This is a genomic window from Halovulum sp. GXIMD14794, from assembly GCF_054457455.1.
This window is the reverse complement of record NZ_JBTLNF010000005.1, coordinates 139,474-157,176: the sequence shown is the minus strand read 5'-3', so window position 1 is coordinate 157,176 and position 17,703 is coordinate 139,474. Positions and strand designations below refer to the sequence as shown.

The 17,703-nt window shown below is 63.6% G+C and carries 16 protein-coding genes; 6 read left to right on the top strand and 10 right to left on the bottom strand.

All coding sequences use genetic code 11. The features are described from left to right. Positions 1-12: 12 nt before the first annotated feature. Positions 13-525: a superoxide dismutase family protein gene (locus ACW9UR_RS12495; RefSeq protein ID WP_458917321.1), complete on the bottom strand. Its 513-nt coding sequence runs from the start codon at positions 523-525 to the stop codon at positions 13-15. A 90-nt stretch (positions 526-615) separates the two neighbouring features. Beyond that, a complete protein-coding gene (gene purB, locus ACW9UR_RS12490) occupies positions 616-1,923 on the bottom strand; it encodes an adenylosuccinate lyase (RefSeq protein WP_458917320.1) in 1,308 nt (435 codons plus the stop codon). Between the two features lie 45 nt (positions 1,924-1,968). On the opposite strand from purB, the gene ACW9UR_RS12485 reads away from it, so the two are divergent. Beyond that, positions 1,969-2,388: a DUF6314 family protein gene (locus ACW9UR_RS12485; RefSeq protein WP_458917319.1), complete on the top strand. Its 420-nt coding sequence runs from the start codon at positions 1,969-1,971 to the stop codon at positions 2,386-2,388. Between the two features lie 68 nt (positions 2,389-2,456). After that, the gene (locus ACW9UR_RS12480) at positions 2,457-3,062 is read left to right on the top strand and encodes a biotin transporter BioY (RefSeq protein WP_458917318.1); all 606 of its coding nucleotides are present in this window, start codon (positions 2,457-2,459) and stop codon (positions 3,060-3,062) included. Positions 3,063-3,116: 54 nt separating this feature from the next. On the opposite strand, the gene ACW9UR_RS12475 is transcribed toward ACW9UR_RS12480, so the two are convergent. Continuing rightward, a complete protein-coding gene (locus ACW9UR_RS12475; RefSeq protein WP_458917317.1) occupies positions 3,117-4,748 on the bottom strand; it encodes an ABC transporter substrate-binding protein in 1,632 nt (543 codons plus the stop codon). Between the two features lie 208 nt (positions 4,749-4,956). On the opposite strand from ACW9UR_RS12475, the gene ACW9UR_RS12470 reads away from it, so the two are divergent. The 3 genes from ACW9UR_RS12470 to ACW9UR_RS12460 all read left to right on the top strand — a co-directional run bounded on the left by ACW9UR_RS12470 (position 4,957) and on the right by ACW9UR_RS12460 (position 8,177). Then, the gene (locus ACW9UR_RS12470; RefSeq protein ID WP_458917316.1) at positions 4,957-6,570 is read left to right on the top strand and encodes an ABC transporter substrate-binding protein; all 1,614 of its coding nucleotides are present in this window, start codon (positions 4,957-4,959) and stop codon (positions 6,568-6,570) included. 127 nt (positions 6,571-6,697) lie between these two features. Further along, on the top strand, positions 6,698-7,120 hold the full coding sequence (locus ACW9UR_RS12465) for an OsmC family protein (protein ID WP_458917315.1): 423 nt from the start codon (positions 6,698-6,700) through the stop codon (positions 7,118-7,120). Positions 7,121-7,301: 181 nt separating this feature from the next. Then, on the top strand, positions 7,302-8,177 hold the full coding sequence (locus ACW9UR_RS12460) for a DUF2189 domain-containing protein (RefSeq protein ID WP_458917314.1): 876 nt from the start codon (positions 7,302-7,304) through the stop codon (positions 8,175-8,177). Positions 8,178-8,201: 24 nt separating this feature from the next. On the opposite strand, the gene ACW9UR_RS12455 is transcribed toward ACW9UR_RS12460, so the two are convergent. Genes ACW9UR_RS12455 through ACW9UR_RS12445 form a run of 3 tightly spaced genes read right to left on the bottom strand, consistent with a single transcriptional unit; the run spans position 8,202 to position 11,892 of the window. Beyond that, the gene (locus ACW9UR_RS12455; protein WP_458917313.1) at positions 8,202-9,860 is read right to left on the bottom strand and encodes an ABC transporter ATP-binding protein; all 1,659 of its coding nucleotides are present in this window, start codon (positions 9,858-9,860) and stop codon (positions 8,202-8,204) included. A 3-nt stretch (positions 9,861-9,863) separates the two neighbouring features. Continuing rightward, positions 9,864-10,925 carry an ABC transporter permease gene (locus tag ACW9UR_RS12450; protein ID WP_458917312.1) on the bottom strand — a complete coding sequence of 354 codons (1,062 nt, stop codon included), beginning with the start codon at positions 10,923-10,925 and terminating at the stop codon, positions 9,864-9,866. A gap of 10 nt (positions 10,926-10,935) precedes the next feature. Then, on the bottom strand, positions 10,936-11,892 hold the full coding sequence (locus ACW9UR_RS12445; RefSeq protein ID WP_458917311.1) for an ABC transporter permease: 957 nt from the start codon (positions 11,890-11,892) through the stop codon (positions 10,936-10,938). 347 nt (positions 11,893-12,239) lie between these two features. Here ACW9UR_RS12445 and miaA point away from each other — a divergent pair, with 347 nt between their 5' ends. Beyond that, on the top strand, positions 12,240-13,157 hold the full coding sequence (gene miaA, locus ACW9UR_RS12440; RefSeq protein ID WP_458917310.1) for a tRNA (adenosine(37)-N6)-dimethylallyltransferase MiaA: 918 nt from the start codon (positions 12,240-12,242) through the stop codon (positions 13,155-13,157). On the opposite strand, the gene hflX is transcribed toward miaA, so the two are convergent. From hflX to trkA, 4 genes are all read right to left on the bottom strand, one after another. Next, positions 13,146-14,414: a GTPase HflX gene (gene hflX, locus ACW9UR_RS12435; RefSeq protein WP_458917309.1), complete on the bottom strand. Its 1,269-nt coding sequence runs from the start codon at positions 14,412-14,414 to the stop codon at positions 13,146-13,148. The genes miaA and hflX overlap by 12 nt on opposite strands. Continuing rightward, positions 14,415-14,657: an RNA chaperone Hfq gene (gene hfq, locus ACW9UR_RS12430; RefSeq protein ID WP_458917308.1), complete on the bottom strand. Its 243-nt coding sequence runs from the start codon at positions 14,655-14,657 to the stop codon at positions 14,415-14,417. It lies immediately after the preceding gene. A 132-nt stretch (positions 14,658-14,789) separates the two neighbouring features. Beyond that, entirely contained in the window at positions 14,790-16,301 is a 1,512-nt protein-coding gene (locus tag ACW9UR_RS12425; protein ID WP_458917307.1) for a potassium transporter TrkG, read from the bottom strand. 15 nt (positions 16,302-16,316) lie between these two features. Next, a complete protein-coding gene (gene trkA / locus ACW9UR_RS12420) occupies positions 16,317-17,693 on the bottom strand; it encodes a Trk system potassium transporter TrkA (RefSeq protein WP_458917306.1) in 1,377 nt (458 codons plus the stop codon). Between the last annotated feature and the right edge of the window lie 10 nt (positions 17,694-17,703).

Genomic DNA, 17,703 nt, shown 5'->3' with positions numbered 1-17,703 from the left:
CACTTGCGCATCTCATCCAGCGAACGAGACCACACCGCAGGCGATCCGGCCGCCCGCTCCCGCATCCTCGCCATAGCTGTCCGGGTTCTCGTGGACGATGACGGCAGTGCCGTCGTTGTCATTCAACGTGGCGTCCCCATCGACCTGCAGGGTCACGTCCGAGGTGAACACGTCGGCTTTCGCCATACCATCCGCGGTCACCCAGATGTTCGGAAGATCGCCCGCGTGATGGTCAGCGCCCGCAAGCAGGCCGTGCCCCGCGCCGTCCGGGTTATAGTGATCCCCCGCGGCCGCGAAATCGGGATCGCAGCTGCCTGTCTCATGAAGGTGGAAGCCGTGCCAGCCCTCGGACAGACCGGTCAGTTCGGCGCGGATCAGGACGCCCTGATCGCTCTCCATGAAGGTCACGGTCCCGACGGCGTTGCCGTCCGTGTCCTTCATCTGCGCGGTCGCGCCCGGAGACTGCGCTGCGACGGGTGCAGCCAGTGCAAAAACGATAAAAGTTGTGAAAACGGCATTCGGCATCGTCGGATCCTCCCCCTTGCCCAAGGTGCCGGGTGCAACAATAGCACCCGGACGCCCAACGTGCGAAAGCTGGATTGGATACGGCGGATATCAGCTCTCGCCGAAGACCCGCGCGAAGATCGTGTCGACGTGCTTGGTGTGGTAGCCGAGGTCGAACTTTTCCTCGATCTCGGCGGCCGACAGCGCCTTGGTCACGTCGGCATCACCCTTGAGTTCGGCCATGAAATCAGCGCCTTGCTCCCAGACCTTCATCGCATTTCGCTGAACCAGGCGATAGGCGTCCTCGCGGCTGACGCCCTTCTGGGTCAACGCCAGCAGCACGCGTTGGGAATGCACGAGGCCGCGGAACTTGTTCATGTTGGCGATCATGTTGTCGGGGTAGATCACCAGCTTGTCGATCACCTGCGTCAGGCGCGCCAGCGCGAAGTCCAGCGTCACGGTGGCATCCGGGCCGATGTTCCGCTCGACCGAGCTGTGAGAGATGTCCCGCTCATGCCACAGCGCGACGTTCTCCATCGCCGGGACGACGGCCATCCGCACCAGTCGGGCGAGGCCGGTGAGGTTCTCGGTCAGCACCGGGTTGCGCTTGTGGGGCATCGCCGACGAGCCCTTCTGGCCTTTCGAGAAGAACTCCTCGGCCTCGAGCACCTCGGTCCGCTGCATGTGGCGGATCTCGGTGGCGACGTTTTCGATCGAGCTGGCGACGACACCGAGCGCCGCGAAGAAGGCCGCGTGACGGTCCCGCGGGATCACCTGGGTGCTGATCGGTTCGGGCTCCAGTCCCAGCTTTTCGCAGACATGCGCCTCGACCGCCGGGTCGATGTTCGCGAATGTGCCCACGGCGCCGGAAATAGCACCGGTGGCGATCTCTTTGCGTGCAACTTCAAGGCGTTCACGGTTGCGCTTCATCTCGGCATAGAAGCGGGCGAAGGTCAGGCCCATCGTCGTCGGCTCGGCATGAATGCCATGGCTGCGGCCGATGCGGATGGTGTCCTTGTGCTCCAGCGCGCGGCGCTTCAGCGCGTCCAGAAGACCGTCCATATCCCCCAGCAGGATGTCGGCGGCGCGCACAAGCTGCACGTTGAAGGTCGTGTCCAGAACGTCCGAGCTGGTCATGCCCTGATGGACGAAACGGGCTTCCTCGTTGCCGATGATTTCGGCCAGGTGCGTGAGGAAGGCGATGACGTCGTGCTTGGTCTCGCGCTCGATCTCGTCGATCCGGTCAACGTCGAACTCGACGTCCTTGGCTTTCCAGACCGCCTGCGCGGACTCCTTCGGGATCACGCCCAGATCCGCCTGGGCGTCGCAGGCATGGGCCTCGATCTCGTACCAGATGCGGAACTTGGTCTCGGGCGACCAGATGGCGACCATGTCGGGGCGGGAGTAGCGCGGGATCATCGGCAGGCCTTTCGTATGGGACGCGCGCTCTGATAGGGCAGGGGCATGACAGTGACAAGCCTTGCCGATTTCCGTGGCCTTTGGACCCTGACCCGCCGGATCGAAGATGCGCGCGCCGGCGAAGTGCTTGCGCTGACCGGCACCGCGCGGTTCTCGGACTATGTCGAGGGGCTGATCTGCGAAGAAGCAGGTACGCTGACCCGCGCCGGGCAGCCGCCGATGACCGCGACGCGGCGCTACCTCTGGCGGCAGTCAGGCCCCCGGATCGAGGTTCTGTTCGAAGACGGACGTCCCTTCCACGGTTTCGCGCCGGGGTCGCGCGCCAGTGCGAAACATCACTGCATGCCAGATACTTACGAGGTGGAGTACGACTTCACACGCTGGCCGGACTGGCGTGCGATCTGGACGGTCCGCGGGCCGCGCAAGGACTACGTGATGGTCTCGGACTACACGCTCTCCGGCTGATTGCATCTTGCACTGCAATGCGCGCTCGTGCCAAATCCCCGGCAACCGTTAACTGACGAGGGCATATCATGGCATTCGCGACGACCGACAAGGTTCTGGCCGACCTCGGCCCGGCCGAGGGCACGGGTCTCTGGGTAAAGCGTGCGGTACTGGTCGCCGCCGGCATCGCTGCAATGGCGATCGCGGCGAAGATCCGCGTGCCGATGTGGCCGGTGCCGGGTACGATGCAGACGTTCGTCGTGCTGTCGGTGGGCGCCGCTTATGGCATGCGCCTGGGCCTCGCCACCATGCTGGGCTACCTGCTGGTCGGCGCCTTCGGATACGACGTGTTCACCAGCTCGTCCGCAAGCTCGAATGGCCTCGCCTACATGGTCGGCCCGACCGGTGGCTACCTGGCCGGTTTCGCCGTCGCTGCCGGCGTCATGGGCTGGCTGGCGCGGAAGGGCTGGGACCGGACCTTCGTGAAGATGGCCGCAGCGATGCTGATCGGCAACTTGATCGTTTACGCTTTCGGCCTACCCTGGATGGCATACCTGTTCGCTGCCGAGAAGGGCATGGAATGGGTAATCAGCTGGGGCATGACCAACTTCTTGGTCTTCGACGCGCTGAAACTCGCGCTCGCCGCCATGCTGTTCCCAGTGCTGTGGAAGATGGTGGGCGACGCCCGCGGCTGAGCCTGTCTTCCAGACGACCGGAACGGGGCGTCCTTCGGGGCGCCCCTTTTCGTTTCAACCTGCTACCGCCCAGAGGTCGTGGTGATGCTCGTTCATCGGGTGCCGGGTCACGCCCAGAACGCCGGGACGGTGATGCAGGAACAACTCACGCCAGTAGGGCTGTATGATTGTGCCATCGGCCAGCAGTGTCCGCTCCATTGTTGCCATGTGCGGGCGGCGGGCTTCGGGATCCGGCTCGGCCAGGGCCCGCACAAGGGCGGCATCGAACTCGGGATCCGAGAAGCCGGTTTCGTTCCAAGCGCTGCCGCTGGCATAGGCAAGGGCCATGTTCTGCACCCCCAGGGGCCGCATGTTCCATTGCGTGCACGAGAACGGGTGCTCGCGCCAACCCTCCCAGAAGCTGGTGCCGTCCATCAGCGTTCGTTTGATCCGGAACCCGGCGTCCCGCAGTTGGGCTATGATCGCGTCTGTGCTGGCGCGGATCCAGTCGTCGTCGATGGCCCGCAGCTCGTGTTCTGCCTCTGCGGCGCCAGCCTCGCGGAGCAGGGAAAGTGCCTGTGAGGGATCGGGGTCCGGCGCCGAGATCTGTGCGTGATCCGGGTGCATCGGCCCCACATGGTGGTTTTGCGCCGGTAGCCCGAGCCCGGCATAGCCGAGTTCCAGCACGACCGTATTGTCCACCGCCAAAGCCATAGCCCGGCGCACACGCGCATCGCCGTAGAGCTCCGGTGCAGCATCACGGTTGCCGCGCGCCACCAGCGTCGCCCCCGAGAGCACCGCGCTGCGCTCCAGCCCCATGCCGTCCAGCAGGTCGACATAAATGCCGGTGCTTTCGTAGACCATGTCGATCAGTCCGGTCTCGAACCCAAACACAAACTCGGAGGGATCCGTACCGAGATCCAGATAGGCGATCCGCTCCAGCGCCACGGCACCGCCCCACCAGCCTTCGCGGCGCACCAGCGTTGCAGAGGTTCCCGGCGTCAGATTCTCAATCAGATAAGGACCGGTGCCAACGGTATCCGGTCCGATGCCCGCCGGCGCATCGAACCCGCGGTGCACGACGAGGGCAGGGTAGTCCGCCAGTCCCGCGATCAAGGTGGCGTCCGGGGCCTCGAGGCTCAGCCGGACGGTCAAATCGTCAACACGGTCCACCGCACCGCTCCGAAGCTGTCCGGTCTCCGTATCGACCAGCGCGGCCACCCGCTGCGCCATCGAGTTCCCGGGCACCGTGCGGTCCGCCCAGCGCTCCAGGTTGAAGATCACGTCGTCCGCGGTGAACGCGTCGCCGTTCGACCAGGTGACCTCAGGCCTAAGATGCAGGGTGTAAACCCGGCCGCCGTCGGTGATATCCCAGCGATCCAGAAGCCAGGGTTCCAGCGTGAAATCATGAGTGTAGCGAACCAGGTTCTCAAGCGTACCGCGTGCCAGGTTGCCCTTTTCCGACCAGTCGAACAGCCGCGGGTCGTCCAGTTCGAAAACCCGCATCTGACAGGTCAACTGGGCGTCGGTTTCGGCTTGGGCTCGCGCACTCCTTGGAGCCGCCGCCCCAAGCAAACCATAGGCTGAGGCTGTACCGAGCCCCAACGACGTCACGCCGGCCAGGAATTCCCGTCGCCCGAGATGTCCCCGGCGCAGGGCGCGGAGATGTACGTGCACGGCTGCGTCGTTCGTGATCGGGCGGGTCATTTCCGTCGCTCCCCTGGCTGCGGCTCCCGTTCCGGGGTTTCACAGAATGCGAAGCGCCCGTCTTCTCAATTGTGTTCCACATCACGGCGTTCGGGGCAACTCTCCGGGCGGCGTTGTTGCGTCCCGAAACTGTCGCTTTCATTTCACCGACAATGGGTTAGTTTCAAAAGGGCATCCAAGAGGAAACGCGAAACCAACGGGAGAGATCATGTCAGACAAGCAAATCGACCGTATCGTCGCCGAGATCATGGCACAGGCGAAGGCGAAGAAGCTTAACCGTCGCGGCTTCATGGAGGGCATGCTTGCCACCGGCGCCACAGTCGCCGGGGCATCGGCCCTGTGGGGAACCAAGGTTGCGGCGCAGACCCCGAAGAGAGGCGGGACCTTCCGCGTGGGTGTCCATGACGGTAATACCGCCGACAGCCTGGATCCGGGGACCACGGAATCGGTCTTCATGATCCAGCTCAACCACGCCACCCGTTCCTATTTGACAGAGATCACCAACACGAACGAGCTTGGCCCGGACCTGGCGGACAGCTGGGAAGCAACCAAGGACGACGCGTCGGAATGGCGCTTCGTGCTGAATTCGAACGCGACCTTCCACAATGGCAACAAGGTCACCCCGGAAGACGTTGTGGCGTCGATCAATTTCCATCGCGGGGATGAAACCGCCTCGGCCGCGAAAGCGCTGCTGACCGACGTGACCGACGTGAAGGCTGACGGCGACAATGCCGTCGTAATCACCATGGCCTCGGGCAATGCCGACCTGCCGTACCTGATGTCGGACTACCACCTGGTGATCCTGCCGGCGAACCCCGACGGCACCATCGACTGGGAAAGCGGCGTCGGCTCGGGTCCCTACAAGATCGAGAACCTTGAGGCCGGCGTGCGCGCGGAACTTGTCCGCCACGACGGCTGGCACCGGGAGGGCGCGTGGTTCGACAGCATCAACATGCTGGTGCTGAACGACCCGAACGCGCGTCAGACCGCGCTGATTACGGGCGAGGTGGACGCGGTGACGCTGGTCGACCTCAAGACCTCGTCGCTGCTGCAGCGCGCTCCGGGCGTCCTGCTCGACGATGTGCCGTCTGGCGCGCACATCACCCTGCCGATGTTCTGCGATGTCGAGCCGTTCAACGACGTCAACGTCCGCCTGGCGCTGAAGCATGCGATCAACCGCGAGGAACTGATCGACAAATTCCTGTTCGGCCATGGCACCATCGGCAACGACCACCCGATCGCGCCGACGTTGCCCTACCACGCGGCGGATATCGAGCAGCGGACCTACGATCCCGACAAGGCCAAGTTCCACCTCAAGGAAGCCGGGCTCGACAATCTTTCGGTCAAGCTTTCGGCGGCCGACTCGGCGTTCTCTGGTGCGGTCGACATGTGCGTGCTCTTCTCCGAGCAGGCCAAGAGCGCCGATATCGATATCGAGGTCGTACGCGAGCCGAACGACGGCTACTGGTCCAATGTCTGGCTGGTGAAACCGTTTGTCTTCGTCGCCTGGGGCGCGCGACCGACGCCGGACGTGATGTTCTCGCTGGCCTACAAATCGGACGCCGCCTGGAACGAGAGTCACTGGCAGAACGAGCGCTTCAACGAACTTCTGCTGCAGGCCAAGTCCGAACTGGACGATGCCAAGCGGACCGAGATGTACGCCGAGATGCAGCTGCTCTGCCGCGACGACGGCGGCACCATCGTCCCGGTGTTCAACAACCGTGTCGGCGCACGGCGCGACAACGTCATGCACGAGGAAAACATCGCCTCGAACTGGGAGCTTGACGGCGCGCGCGGTTACCACCGCTGGTGGTTCGCCTGATACTGACGGGGCCCGGACCAGCCCGGCTCTGATTTCGATTGCTGGCGCGGGTCGCGCCGGATCTTCACTTCATGCGGCGCGCCGGTGTGGACCCGGCGCGCCCTTTTCTCCCGGGAGGTAACTACCGATGAAACGTAAGGCTTCCGCCGTTTGGACCGGCGATCTGAAGAATGGCGAGGGCACCGTATCCAGCGCCAGCGGGGTGCTGGACGATACCCGCTACGGGTTCAAATCCCGCTTCGAGGAAGGTCCCGGCACCAACCCCGAGGAACTGATCGGCGCGGCGCATGCTGGCTGCTTCTCTATGGCGCTTTCGGCGATCCTCGGCGAACAGGGTGTGACGCCCGAACGGATCGAAACCAGCGCTACCGTGTCACTGGAGAAAGTCGGCGACGGGTTCGAGGTCACGAAAATTCACCTCGATGTATCTGCAAAGATTGCCGGAATCGATGATGAGGCCTTCCAGAATGCGGCCGCGGCGGCCAAGGCCGGCTGCCCAATCTCGAAGCTGCTGAAGGCTGAGATCAGCATGGACGCGAAGCTCGCCTGAGCCGTCGCACGGTGCGCCGGACCCCGGCGCACCGCAACACCGTATCGTGACAGCGAAACGGCTGATTTTTCCCTGAATTTCTGGTATCTTGAAGCTTGGGGTTGCCCGGGCCGCGCACTGGCTTGCCCGCTTTTCACGGCCTCGGCCGCCGGACACGGAAACGAATGCCGGAGGGGAAGCCATGGTCAAGACGATAGGGAACCCGCTCTCGTGGAGCGTCGGAGCGCTGGAAGAGGCCGGTCGCGGGGCCGGGCATCTGGCCGGTCGGTTGGGCGGCGTCGAGGAAACCGGGCCGCCCGTGGTCCGCACGCTCGATCAGGAGGATCTGCGTGAAGCCCTGCGGCGCGGGATCGAGGATTTCCGCGTGTTCCGCTCGGATGTCGTCATGCTCTGCCTGCTTTACCCGGTGATCGGCGGGCTGCTGGTTTGGTTCGCGCTCGACCGCGATCTGCTGCCACTGCTGTTCCCGCTTATTTCGGGGTTTGCTCTCGTCGGCCCGCTGGCCGCCGTCGGCCTCTATGAGCTCAGCCGTCGGCGCGAGCGGGGGTTGGAGGCAAACTGGGGCGATGCGCTCGGCGTGATCCGCTCGCCCGCCTTCGCGCCTATCATGGCGCTCGGGTTGTTCCTTCTGGCGCTGTTCGTTGCGTGGATGTTCGCCGCGTGGTTGATCTACGGTATCACGCTTGGCCCGGAACCGCCTGTTTCCCTTGGGGCTTTCATCATGGACGTGCTGACGTCGGGGGCGGGTTGGGCGATGGTCATACTGGGCGCAGCCGTAGGCTGCGTCTTCGCCATCGTGGCACTCTCCGTATCTGTCACCGCGTTCCCGATGCTGCTCGACCGGGACGTGGGCGTGCCGCTCGCCGTCATCACCTCGGTCGAGCTTTGCCGGCGCAATCCGCGCGTGATGGCGCAATGGGGCCTGGTCGTCGCAGTCTCGCTGGCATTAGGGGCGATCCCCGCGCTCCTCGGTCTCGCGCTGGTACTCCCGATCCTGGGGCACGCGACCTGGCATCTCTACCGGCGCGGCGTGGGCTTCGAGGGGCAGGGGGGCTGATACCCCCCTGGATGCAAAGGCGGTTCAGGCGCCCGCTGCGCCAGCCGCCTCGCCGATATTGTCGCGTCCACGCTCTTCCAGAAGCTCGGTCAACCAGTCCGGGTCCATCTCGGGCACCGAACTGAGCAGGAGGTCGGTGTAGGGATGGTGCGGCGGACGGAACATCTGGTCCTTCGGTCCCGCCTCGACAACCTCACCCTCCTTCATCACCACAACCTCGTCGGCGATGGAGCGCACGGTCGCAAGATCGTGGGTGATGAACATGTAGGCGAGGTCCAGCTCCTTCTGAAGCTCGTCCAGCAGCCGCAGGATGCCCTCGGCGACCAGTTGGTCGAGGGCGCTCGTTACCTCGTCACAGATGATAAGTTCGGGCTCCGCCGCAAGCGCGCGCGCGATACCGACGCGCTGTTTCTGGCCGCCGGACAGCTCTGACGGCAGCCGGTGATAGAACTTCGACGGCGACAACTCGATCTGGTCAAGCAGCCCGTCGACGCGTTTCTTGAGCTCGGCGCCCTTGAGCCCTTGGTAGAAGCGCAGCGGACGCCCGATGATCTGACCGATGGTCTGCTTCGGGTTCAGCGCCGTGTCCGCCATCTGATAGATCATCTGCGCCTGGCGCAGCTGTTCCTTGTTGCGGTCCTGGTATCGGGCGGGCAGGGGCTTACCGTTCCACAGGATCTCACCGTCGATCGGCGGCAGAAGTCCGGTGATACAACGCGCCGTGGTCGATTTTCCGGACCCCGACTCGCCCACGACAGCCACCGTCCTGCCCTTGTGGATGTCGAAACTGACTCCATCCAGCACTTTGGTATCGCCATAGGCCGCCGAGACGTTCTTCACCGATAGCAGTGGTACCGTGCCGTCGGCCGGTCGGGGCTTCTGCTCGCGCTTGAAACTGCGCACCGCCCAGAGCGACTTGGTGTAGTCCTCCTTCGGGTCTGAAAGCATCTCGCGCGTTGGTGCCTCCTCGACCTCGTCGCCACGCAGCAGCACCTTGATGCGGTCGGCCATCTGCGCGACCACCGCCAGGTCATGCGTGATGTAGAGTGCGGCCGTGTCGAACTGGTCGACGATGTCGCGGATCGCCGCCAGCACCTCGATCTGAGTGGTCACGTCCAGCGCGGTGGTTGGCTCATCGAAGATGATCAGGTCGGGCCGGCAGCTCATCGCCATGGCAGTCATCGCGCGCTGCAACTGGCCGCCCGAAACCTGATGCGGATAGCGGAAGCCAATTTCCTCGGGGTTCGGAAGACGCAGGCGGCGATAAAGCTCGATCGCGTCCGCCTCGCTTTCTTTCCGGCTCATCCGGCCATGTAGCACCGGCGCTTCGGTATGCTGGTCGATCAACTTGTGCGCCGGGTTGAACGAGGCCGCCGCAGACTGCGCGACATAGGCTATCCTGCTGCCGCGCAGAGCGCGCTTTTCGGATTCGCTGGCCGACGTCAGGTCCATACCGTCGAAGACAACCTCCCCACCCGAGAACCGGCAGCCGTCGCGTGTGAAGCCCATGGCCGCGAGACCAATCGTCGATTTCCCCGCACCGGATTCGCCGATCAGGCCCATGACCTCGCCGCGGTGCAGTTGCAGGTCGATCCCGTGGACGATCTCGAACCACTTGTCCTCGGCGAAGCCTTCGATCCGCAGGTCGCGAATGTCGAGCAGCAGCTCCTTGTTCTTGGCCATGGTCTACTCCTTCAGACCCGAGGAGATGTGCAGCATCCAGTCCACGATGAAATTCACCGCGACTGTCAGCAAGGCGATGGCGGCGGCGGGGATCAGCGGGGTGATCTCGCCGAAGCTGATGAGCGAGGCGTTTTCCCGCACCATCGAGCCCCAGTCCGCCGTCGGTGGCTGGATACCCAGGCCCAGGAACGACAGCGCCGAGATCGCAAGGAACACGAAGCAGAAGCGCAGGCCGAATTCCGCGGCCAGCGGCGCCGTGATGTTCGGAAGCACTTCTTTCGCGATAACGTACCATGTACGCTCGCCGCGCAGGCGCGCCGCCTCGATATAGTCCATCACGACGATGCCGCCAGCAACCGCACGGGTCAGACGGAAGATCAGCGGCGAATAGAGCAGGGCGATCACCAGCGTCACGTTCACGACGCTTGGCCCGGTGATGGTCAGCAGCAGCAGCGCGAAGATCAGTTGCGGGATTGCCAGCAGCGTGTCCACGATCCGACCTAGAACCTGGTCCACCCAGCCGCCCATGCTGGCGGCGATCAGGCCCGTCACGGTGCCGACGACAAAAGCGATGGCCGTGGTCACAAGAGCGATGCCGACGGTGTTCCGTGCCCCATAGACCAGCCGGCTGAACAGGTCGCGACCCAGCTGGTCGCCGCCCAAAAGCATACTCTCGTCGGCAGGCTGGAAGGCTGCGCCGACGACCTCGGACTCGCCATAGGGCGCGATCACCGGTGCGAAAATTGCCGTCAGGATATAGATCGCAACGACCAGCATGCCGAAGACCGCCGTCAGCGGCGCGGTCTTGATCAGCCGCCCCCCGGCCTCGGGCAGGATGTGCACGAGGCTCTCGCGCACCATGAACGAAATGCCTGCAGCGGCGGCCAGAACGGCGGCGAAATAGCTGATCGTGCGCAGGACGCCCGGTCCCATGATCATGGCCGCCAGCCCGGACAGGCAAAGCAGAACGAACAACAACAGCAGCGGTCCACGCCGCTGCATCAGCCCGGCGATCACGCCGCCCAGGATCAGCACCGCAAAATAGGCGAGGGTAAACCAGCTCATGTCCAGGCCCTCACTTCGGATGCCGCAAACGCGGGTTCGACAGGATGGCACCCACGTCCGCGATCAGATTGAACAGGATAAACGTCGCCGCGAAGATCAGACAGCAGGCCTGCACCACGGGGAAATCCCGTTTCGAGACGCTGTCGACCAGCAATTGGCCGACGCCCGGATAGACGAAGACCACCTCGACCAACACGACCCCCGTGATCAGATAGGCAAGGTTCAGCGCTACGACGTTGATGATCGGCGCCAGCGCGTTCGGCAGCGCGTGTTTCAGGATCACCCGGCGGTTCGGAACGCCTTTAAGCCGGGCCATCTCGATATACGGGCTGGCGAGCAGGTTGATGATCGCGGCGCGCGTCATCCGCATCATGTAGGCCGTCACGACCAGCGCCATCGTGATGGCGGGCAGGGCACAGGCCCGGATCCGGTCGGGCAGGGGCGTGTCGGGCGTGACATTCGCGATCGCCGGAAAGACCGGATTCTGCACCGCGAAGAAGAAGATCAGGATGTAGCCCAGGAAAAACTCCGGGCTCGAGATCGACACGAGGCTCGTCGCGTTCGCGACCCGGTCGAAGATCGAGTTGCGGAACAGCGCCGCCATGACGCCCAATGTGATCGCGAGCGGCACAGCGATGATTGCCGCCATGCCAGCAAGGAACAGCGTGTTCATGAAACGCGGCCCAAGCTGCTCGGCCACGGAGCGCTTGTTGGCCAGCGAGGTTCCGAAATCGCCCTGAAGTGCGTTTCCGAGCCATTCGAAATAGCGAATATAGGGCGGTTGATCGAGGCCGAGCTGACGGCGCAATTGCGCAACGGTCTCTTCGGTGGCGGACTGGCCCAGGATCTGCTGCGCCACATCGCCTGGAAGGAATTCGACCGCGCTGAAGATGATGATCGAGACAACCAGTAGAGTGACAAGTCCCAGAAGTAGCCGTTTTCCGATCAGCGGTAGAACGCTGCTCATTATGGATCACCTCCGGGGGATGTTGTCAGCATGATTTCGCGGCGTGTCCCTTGTTGTTCTTGTCCAGCGCGCCCGCAAGGCGCGGGCCGGGGCGAGCGACGAGCTATGTTGTCGATCAGCGGCGTTCATGTTTGCCGCGTCACTTGGATCGCCTTCAGTTATGTAGCCGCAATTTACGTGCGAAAACAACAGGGCACAGCAAAGGTTTCTTATGCGAAGCAGCGCAGGGCGGATATCTGAGGGCATGCAGCGTCGGGTTACTAGAATACCGATAATCATTATTATGTTAATTAAAGCATTGGCAAACGGGCTGGACGAGGCCCCTGAGTTTCCACAACATACCCGTAATGAGCAAACGTGAACACAAGCCGATCCTGATCGCCGGGCCGACCGCCTCCGGAAAGTCCGCGCTCGCGCTTGCGCTGGCGGAACGGCTTGGCTCGACAGTCGTCAACGCCGACGCGCTTCAGGTCTACGACGCATGGCGTGTCCTAAGCGCGCGTCCGTCTCAGGACGAAGAAGAGCGCGCGCCGCATGCGCTCTACGGCCACGTACCTCCCGAAACCGCGTATTCCGTCGGCGCGTGGCTGCGTGAACTTCGGCCCCTGATCGTGGCCGGCGAGCCTCTGGTCATCGTCGGCGGCACCGGGCTCTATCTCTCGGCGTTGACACGCGGCCTGGCGCCCGTGCCGCACACACCGCCGCAGATCCGTGCCGAGGGAGACCGCATCCGCTCCACCGGTGAATTCGAGGCATTTCGCAGCTATCTCAAGCAGTTCGACCCCGAGATCTACGGGCGCATCGACCTCGCGAACGGTATGCGCCTGCAACGCGCCTGGGAGGTTCATCGCGCGACCGGGAAACCACTTTCTGCTTGGCAAAGAGAGACACCGGAACCTTTGATTTCAAAGCGTAACGCGGTTGTTTTGAAGCTGGAAAGCAACGCTGAGTGGCTTGGCGAGCGCATTGCCGTGCGCTTCGGCAAGATGGTCGACCTCGGTGCGTTGAACGAGGTCCGCGCCGCCGAGGCCTGGTGGGATGAGAGCTTGCCGGCCTCCAGGGCGCTTGGCGCAACGGAACTGATGGAGCATCTTGAGGGTAGATTGACCCTGCAAGAGGCTGTAGACAAAGGAATAATCGCCACGCGACAGTTCGCGAAACGCCAACGAACCTGGTTCAGGTCCAACATGCAGGACTGGCAACCGGTCGACGCCTGCTCAGCCACTGACAAGGATGTGATTGATCACATCATTTCAATGGCTTGAATAGAGTTCCCTAAAGCGCTGCTGCTGCCGAGCAGTCCACTGGACCGACATCGCGTATCCGGTGTCGTCCTGCTTTTCGTCCTGCACCACATCCTGCTCGTGAAGCCATGCGCGCGCCCTGCCCTGGCTGAAATCTAGGTGCAGTTTGTCCTCGGTCACCGGATCGCCCAGGACCAGGTCGACGGCTTCGACCAGTTCCGAGATTCCGTCACCTGTCACCGCCGACAGCATCACCTGACGCGGGTTCCGTGCGGCCTGCTGGGCGACTCGTTTGCGCGGTTCCTCGTCCAGCAGATCGGACTTGTTGAGGACCTCGATGATGTTTTCCTGCCGGGTCTCGTCGATCCCCAGTTCGCGGAGGATCTTGTAGACGTCCTCGGCCTGTTCCTCGCTCTCGGGATGAGCGATGTCGCGCACGTGCAGGATCAGATCGGCGTCTAGAACCTCTTCCAGTGTCGCCCGGAAGGCAGCGACCAACTGCGTCGGCAGGTCCGAGATGAACCCCACGGTATCGGACATGATGACCCGGCGCCCGCCCGGCAGGGTGATGCCCCGCATGGTCGGATCCAGCGTCGCAAACAGCATATCCTGGGCCAGGGTCCCTGCCCCGGTCAGCCTGTTGAACAGCGTCGACTTGCCCGCGTTGGTGTAGCCAACCAAGGCAATCACCGGGAAAGGGACCTTCTTGCGGCCCGCGCGGTGAAGCGTCCGGGTCTTGACGACCTTGGCCAACTGCTTGCGTATCTGGATGATCCGCTCGCTTAGCGCACGCCGGTCGGCTTCGATCTGGGTCTCGCCGGGACCGCCGACAAAGCCCAAGGCGCCGCGCTGACGTTCCAGGTGGGTCCAGCTGCGCACCAGCCGGGTCTTCTGGTACTCCAGATGCGCCAGGTCGACCTGCAGCACACCTTCGCGGGTCTGCGCACGCTCGCCGAAAATTTCGAGGATCAGGCCGGTCCGGTCCAGGATCTTGACCTTCCAGGCCCGCTCCAGATTGCGCTGCTGGACAGGTGACAGCGGGCCATCGACGATGACCAGGTCGATTTCCTGTTCCTTGCAGCTTTCGGCCAACTCGTCGACCTTGCCAGGGCCGAACAGCGTGCCGGGGCGTGGCCGGGGGACGGGTACCACGAAGGCATCGACAAGCTCCAGCTCGTCGAGCGCCTCGGTCAGGCTGACAGCTTCATCCAGCGCACGCTCGGGCGCGCGCCGGTGTTCATTGCCAGTCAGGTTCGGATGTAGAACGCGTGTGCGCAATCAGGCCCCGTTGCCCTCGCCCTCGTAGAGCGAAACCGGCTGCGACGGCATGATCGTCGAGATCGCATGCTTGTAGACAAGCTGCGACTGACCGTCGCGGCGCAGCAACACACAAAAGTTGTCGAACCAGGTGATCACGCCCTGAAGTTTCACGCCATTCACCAGGAAGATAGTAACCGGGATCTTCGCCTTTCGGATGCTGTTGAGAAAGGCATCCTGCAGGTTCTGTTTGTCGGCAGCCATTTTTTTGAGCCTTGTTTCTGCTTTGCCCGTTATTTGGGCGTTATCGTTGTCGGTACCGGATAGGTATGTGCATTTTTGCGCGAATTTCCAGAGGCAATCACCACAATTCCGATGCAGTGCAACAAAATCGCGTCAACGGCGCCAGATATCCGGGTTCAGCAGCGAGACAAACACAAGGACCTCGACCCGGCCGAATACCATCGCCACGCATAGCACCGCCCGGGTCGCGGCGTCGAGGGTCGTGTACGAAAACGACGGGCTCAGAAGCTGCGCGGCAGGGCCGGTATTGGTCAGCGAGGCGACCGAAAGCGCCAGCGCATCTGCGAAGGGTTGGCCAAGGCCGGTCAGCACGACCAGCAGCAGGCTCATGCCCAGCAGGAAGAGCATCAGGAAGACCCAGGCGATCTGCGCACCCTCGCGCCGGATGCGCCGTGCGGTGATCCCTGCCCCGCCCACCGAGTTCGGGTGGATCAGCCGCTGCATCTCGCGCACACCATGTTTGTAGAGCGCATAGACCCGCAGAAGCTTTACGCCGCCGGCCGTTGTCGCGATGCCCCCGCCCACGAGGCAAAGCAGCAGCAGGATCAGGCCCGGCGTCTCGAGGCCGGACCACTGCCGCGCCTCGCTCCAGTCGCGGCTTTCAAAACCGGTGGTCGACAGGAACGAGACCACGTTGAACAGGCTGCCCCAGGTCGCAATCGCCGCCGCCTGGATGTCGCCCTGTTCTTCGACATCGACCGCGCCGAAGAAATGCCGCGCGAAAAGCAGGCCAGAAACGGACAGCACCAGCACTGCCGCAAGCCGGTACTCGGGGTCGTGGAACGGACCACGCCCCGATTCCGAGCGGCTGAACTGGATCGAGTTGCGGCTGAGCGCCAGCAGCAGGAACAGGAAGATCAGAGCCTCGCCTGCGTGGCCCGACGGCGCATCTCCGAGCGTCTTGAGCGGAGTGATCGCGCTGGTCGAAAGCGTCGACATCGCGTGGCTCACGGCCACCAGCACCCGATCACCGGCGATCAGCAGTCCCAGAGTCAGGATACCCGTCAGCGTCACGTAGATCGGGCCGATCGTCGTGGTGTAGTGCCAGAGGCGCTCGCCCGCGCCGCTGCCGCCTCCCATCGATTGCCTACGCAAACTGCGTCCCGGAGCGATAGCGGCCTCGATCTCGAAGCCGCCGAGTTGCAGCGGCTCCAGCAGAGCTACTGCGACAACCAGGATCAACAGCCCTCCGGCCCAGCCGCAGATCGCGCGCCACAGGTGAATGGCATCAGGAACCGCGGTCGGATCGGGAAGAAGCGTCGCACCCGTGGTGGTCAGGCTCGACATCATTTCAAAATAGGCCTGCCCGAATGTGATCGAGGGCACAAGGTAGTTCACGGGCGCAGCCATGATCGCCGGCAGAAGGGCATAGGCCAATAAAAGACGCAGAATCATCGACGTCGGCGAGGCCCGCAACGGCCGGGCCGACAGCGCCAAACCCACCATGATTGCGATCACCGCGAAAAAAGCGCTGTGATAGAAGAAGGCCCGCGCTGCGCGCCAGTCTTCCAGCCAGACCGAATGCGCCAGCGGCGCCTGCATCAGAAGGCAGGCGATCAGCACGAGGTTGACGGTTGGGGGAAACCTGCCGAAGACGCTCAGCATCGCGCGCGGATCCGGTCAAAAATAGTCAAGGCTGACCTGGAACAGGCGCTCGACCTCGGCCACATCCTTGCTTAGCGAGAAGACGGCGACCGTATCGCCCTCTTCGATGACGGTGTTCCCCTTGGGTAGAACCAGCTTGCCGCGCTTCGAGACCGCGCCGACCAGCGCGCCCTCGGGCCAGTCGATATCCCGGATCTGCTTGCCCGCGATTGGCGAAGTGCCAAGCACCATTGCCTCGATCACCTCGGCCTCTGCGTCGCCCACCGAATAGACCGCCTGGATCCGCCCGTGCCGGATATGGCGCAGGATCGAGCTGACAGTCGTCGCACGCGGGTTGATGAACGCATCGATGTTCAGCGGCCGTTTCAGGGTCGCCAGTGTCGGATCATTGGTCAGCGAGATCGCCAGCGGGCAGCCCTCGGCTTTGGCCCGGACGCAGGTCAGAAGGTTCGTCTTGTCGTCATCGGTCAGCGCCAGCAGCGCGTCGGCCTGCGCGAGATTGGCCTCGTCCAGCACCTGCAGGTCCAGCCCGTCGCCGTGCAGCACGACCGTGCGGTTCAACGCGTCTGCCGTCGCTTCGGCAACGCTCCGGTCAAGCTCGATCAGCTTGACCCGGCGCTTGGTCGGCGACTCCTCCAGCGCCCGTGCGACAGCAAGGCCAACGTTGCCGCCACCGATGATGATGATCCGTTCGGATTTGCGGTTATGCTTGCCGAAGATCTCCATCGTCCGTTCGACGTCTTCAGTCGCGGCGATGACGTAGACCTCGTCGTTTTCGTACAGCTGATCCGTCGGCTCGGGCGCGAACAGCGTGCTTTCGCGCCGAATGCCCACGACGACTGCCCGCAGGGTCGAAAACAGCTCGGTCAATTGCCTCAGCGGCGTATTCAACACCGCGCAGTCCGGCTCGATGGTCAGGCCGATCAGCTGGGCCGCGCCGCCAAGAAAACTTTCGGTGTCGAACGCGGCAGGTGCCGCAAGCCGGCGCAGCGCCGCCTCGGCCACTTCCTGCTCGGGGCTGATAACCACGTCGATCGGTAGGTGATCGCGCCGGTACAGATCCGAGTAGATCGCGTCGAGATAGGACTTGGAGCGCAACCGCGCGACCTTGCGCGGGACCGAGAAGACCGAGTGCGCGATCTGGCAGGTGACCATGTTCACCTCGTCGGACTGGGTCGCGGCGATCAGCATTTCGGCATCGCGCGCGCCTGCCCGCTCCAGCACATCCGGATGCGAGGCGAAGCCCGTCACCCCCTGCACGTCCAGCCGGTCGATCAGCCGCCGCACCAGGACATCGTCCTGATCTACGACGGTGACGTCGTTGTCCTCCTTCGCCAGGTGGCGCGCCAGCTGGCCGCCAACCTGGCCGGCGCCGCAGATGATGACCTTCATGGAATGGCTT

What these genes read in the sequence shown, in the direction of transcription:
- ACW9UR_RS12450 (WP_458917312.1), bottom strand. Translation starts at nt 10,925, where the DNA reads ATGAGCTGGTTTACCCTCGCCTATTTTGCGGTGCTGATCCTGGGCGGC.
- purB (WP_458917320.1), bottom strand. Translation starts at nt 1,923, where the DNA reads ATGATCCCGCGCTACTCCCGCCCCGACATGGTCGCCATCTGGTCGCCC.
- miaA (WP_458917310.1), top strand. Translation starts at nt 12,240, where the DNA reads ATGAGCAAACGTGAACACAAGCCGATCCTGATCGCCGGGCCGACCGCC.
- ACW9UR_RS12480 (WP_458917318.1), top strand. Translation starts at nt 2,457, where the DNA reads ATGGCATTCGCGACGACCGACAAGGTTCTGGCCGACCTCGGCCCGGCC.
- ACW9UR_RS12485 (WP_458917319.1), top strand. Translation starts at nt 1,969, where the DNA reads ATGACAGTGACAAGCCTTGCCGATTTCCGTGGCCTTTGGACCCTGACC.
- trkA (WP_458917306.1), bottom strand. Translation starts at nt 17,693, where the DNA reads ATGAAGGTCATCATCTGCGGCGCCGGCCAGGTTGGCGGCCAGCTGGCG.
- ACW9UR_RS12475 (WP_458917317.1), bottom strand. Translation starts at nt 4,748, where the DNA reads ATGACCCGCCCGATCACGAACGACGCAGCCGTGCACGTACATCTCCGC.
- ACW9UR_RS12460 (WP_458917314.1), top strand. Translation starts at nt 7,302, where the DNA reads ATGGTCAAGACGATAGGGAACCCGCTCTCGTGGAGCGTCGGAGCGCTG.
- ACW9UR_RS12495 (WP_458917321.1), bottom strand. Translation starts at nt 525, where the DNA reads ATGCCGAATGCCGTTTTCACAACTTTTATCGTTTTTGCACTGGCTGCA.
- ACW9UR_RS12465 (WP_458917315.1), top strand. Translation starts at nt 6,698, where the DNA reads ATGAAACGTAAGGCTTCCGCCGTTTGGACCGGCGATCTGAAGAATGGC.
- ACW9UR_RS12455 (WP_458917313.1), bottom strand. Translation starts at nt 9,860, where the DNA reads ATGGCCAAGAACAAGGAGCTGCTGCTCGACATTCGCGACCTGCGGATC.
- ACW9UR_RS12425 (WP_458917307.1), bottom strand. Translation starts at nt 16,301, where the DNA reads ATGCTGAGCGTCTTCGGCAGGTTTCCCCCAACCGTCAACCTCGTGCTG.
- ACW9UR_RS12470 (WP_458917316.1), top strand. Translation starts at nt 4,957, where the DNA reads ATGTCAGACAAGCAAATCGACCGTATCGTCGCCGAGATCATGGCACAG.
- ACW9UR_RS12445 (WP_458917311.1), bottom strand. Translation starts at nt 11,892, where the DNA reads ATGAGCAGCGTTCTACCGCTGATCGGAAAACGGCTACTTCTGGGACTT.
- hfq (WP_458917308.1), bottom strand. Translation starts at nt 14,657, where the DNA reads ATGGCTGCCGACAAACAGAACCTGCAGGATGCCTTTCTCAACAGCATC.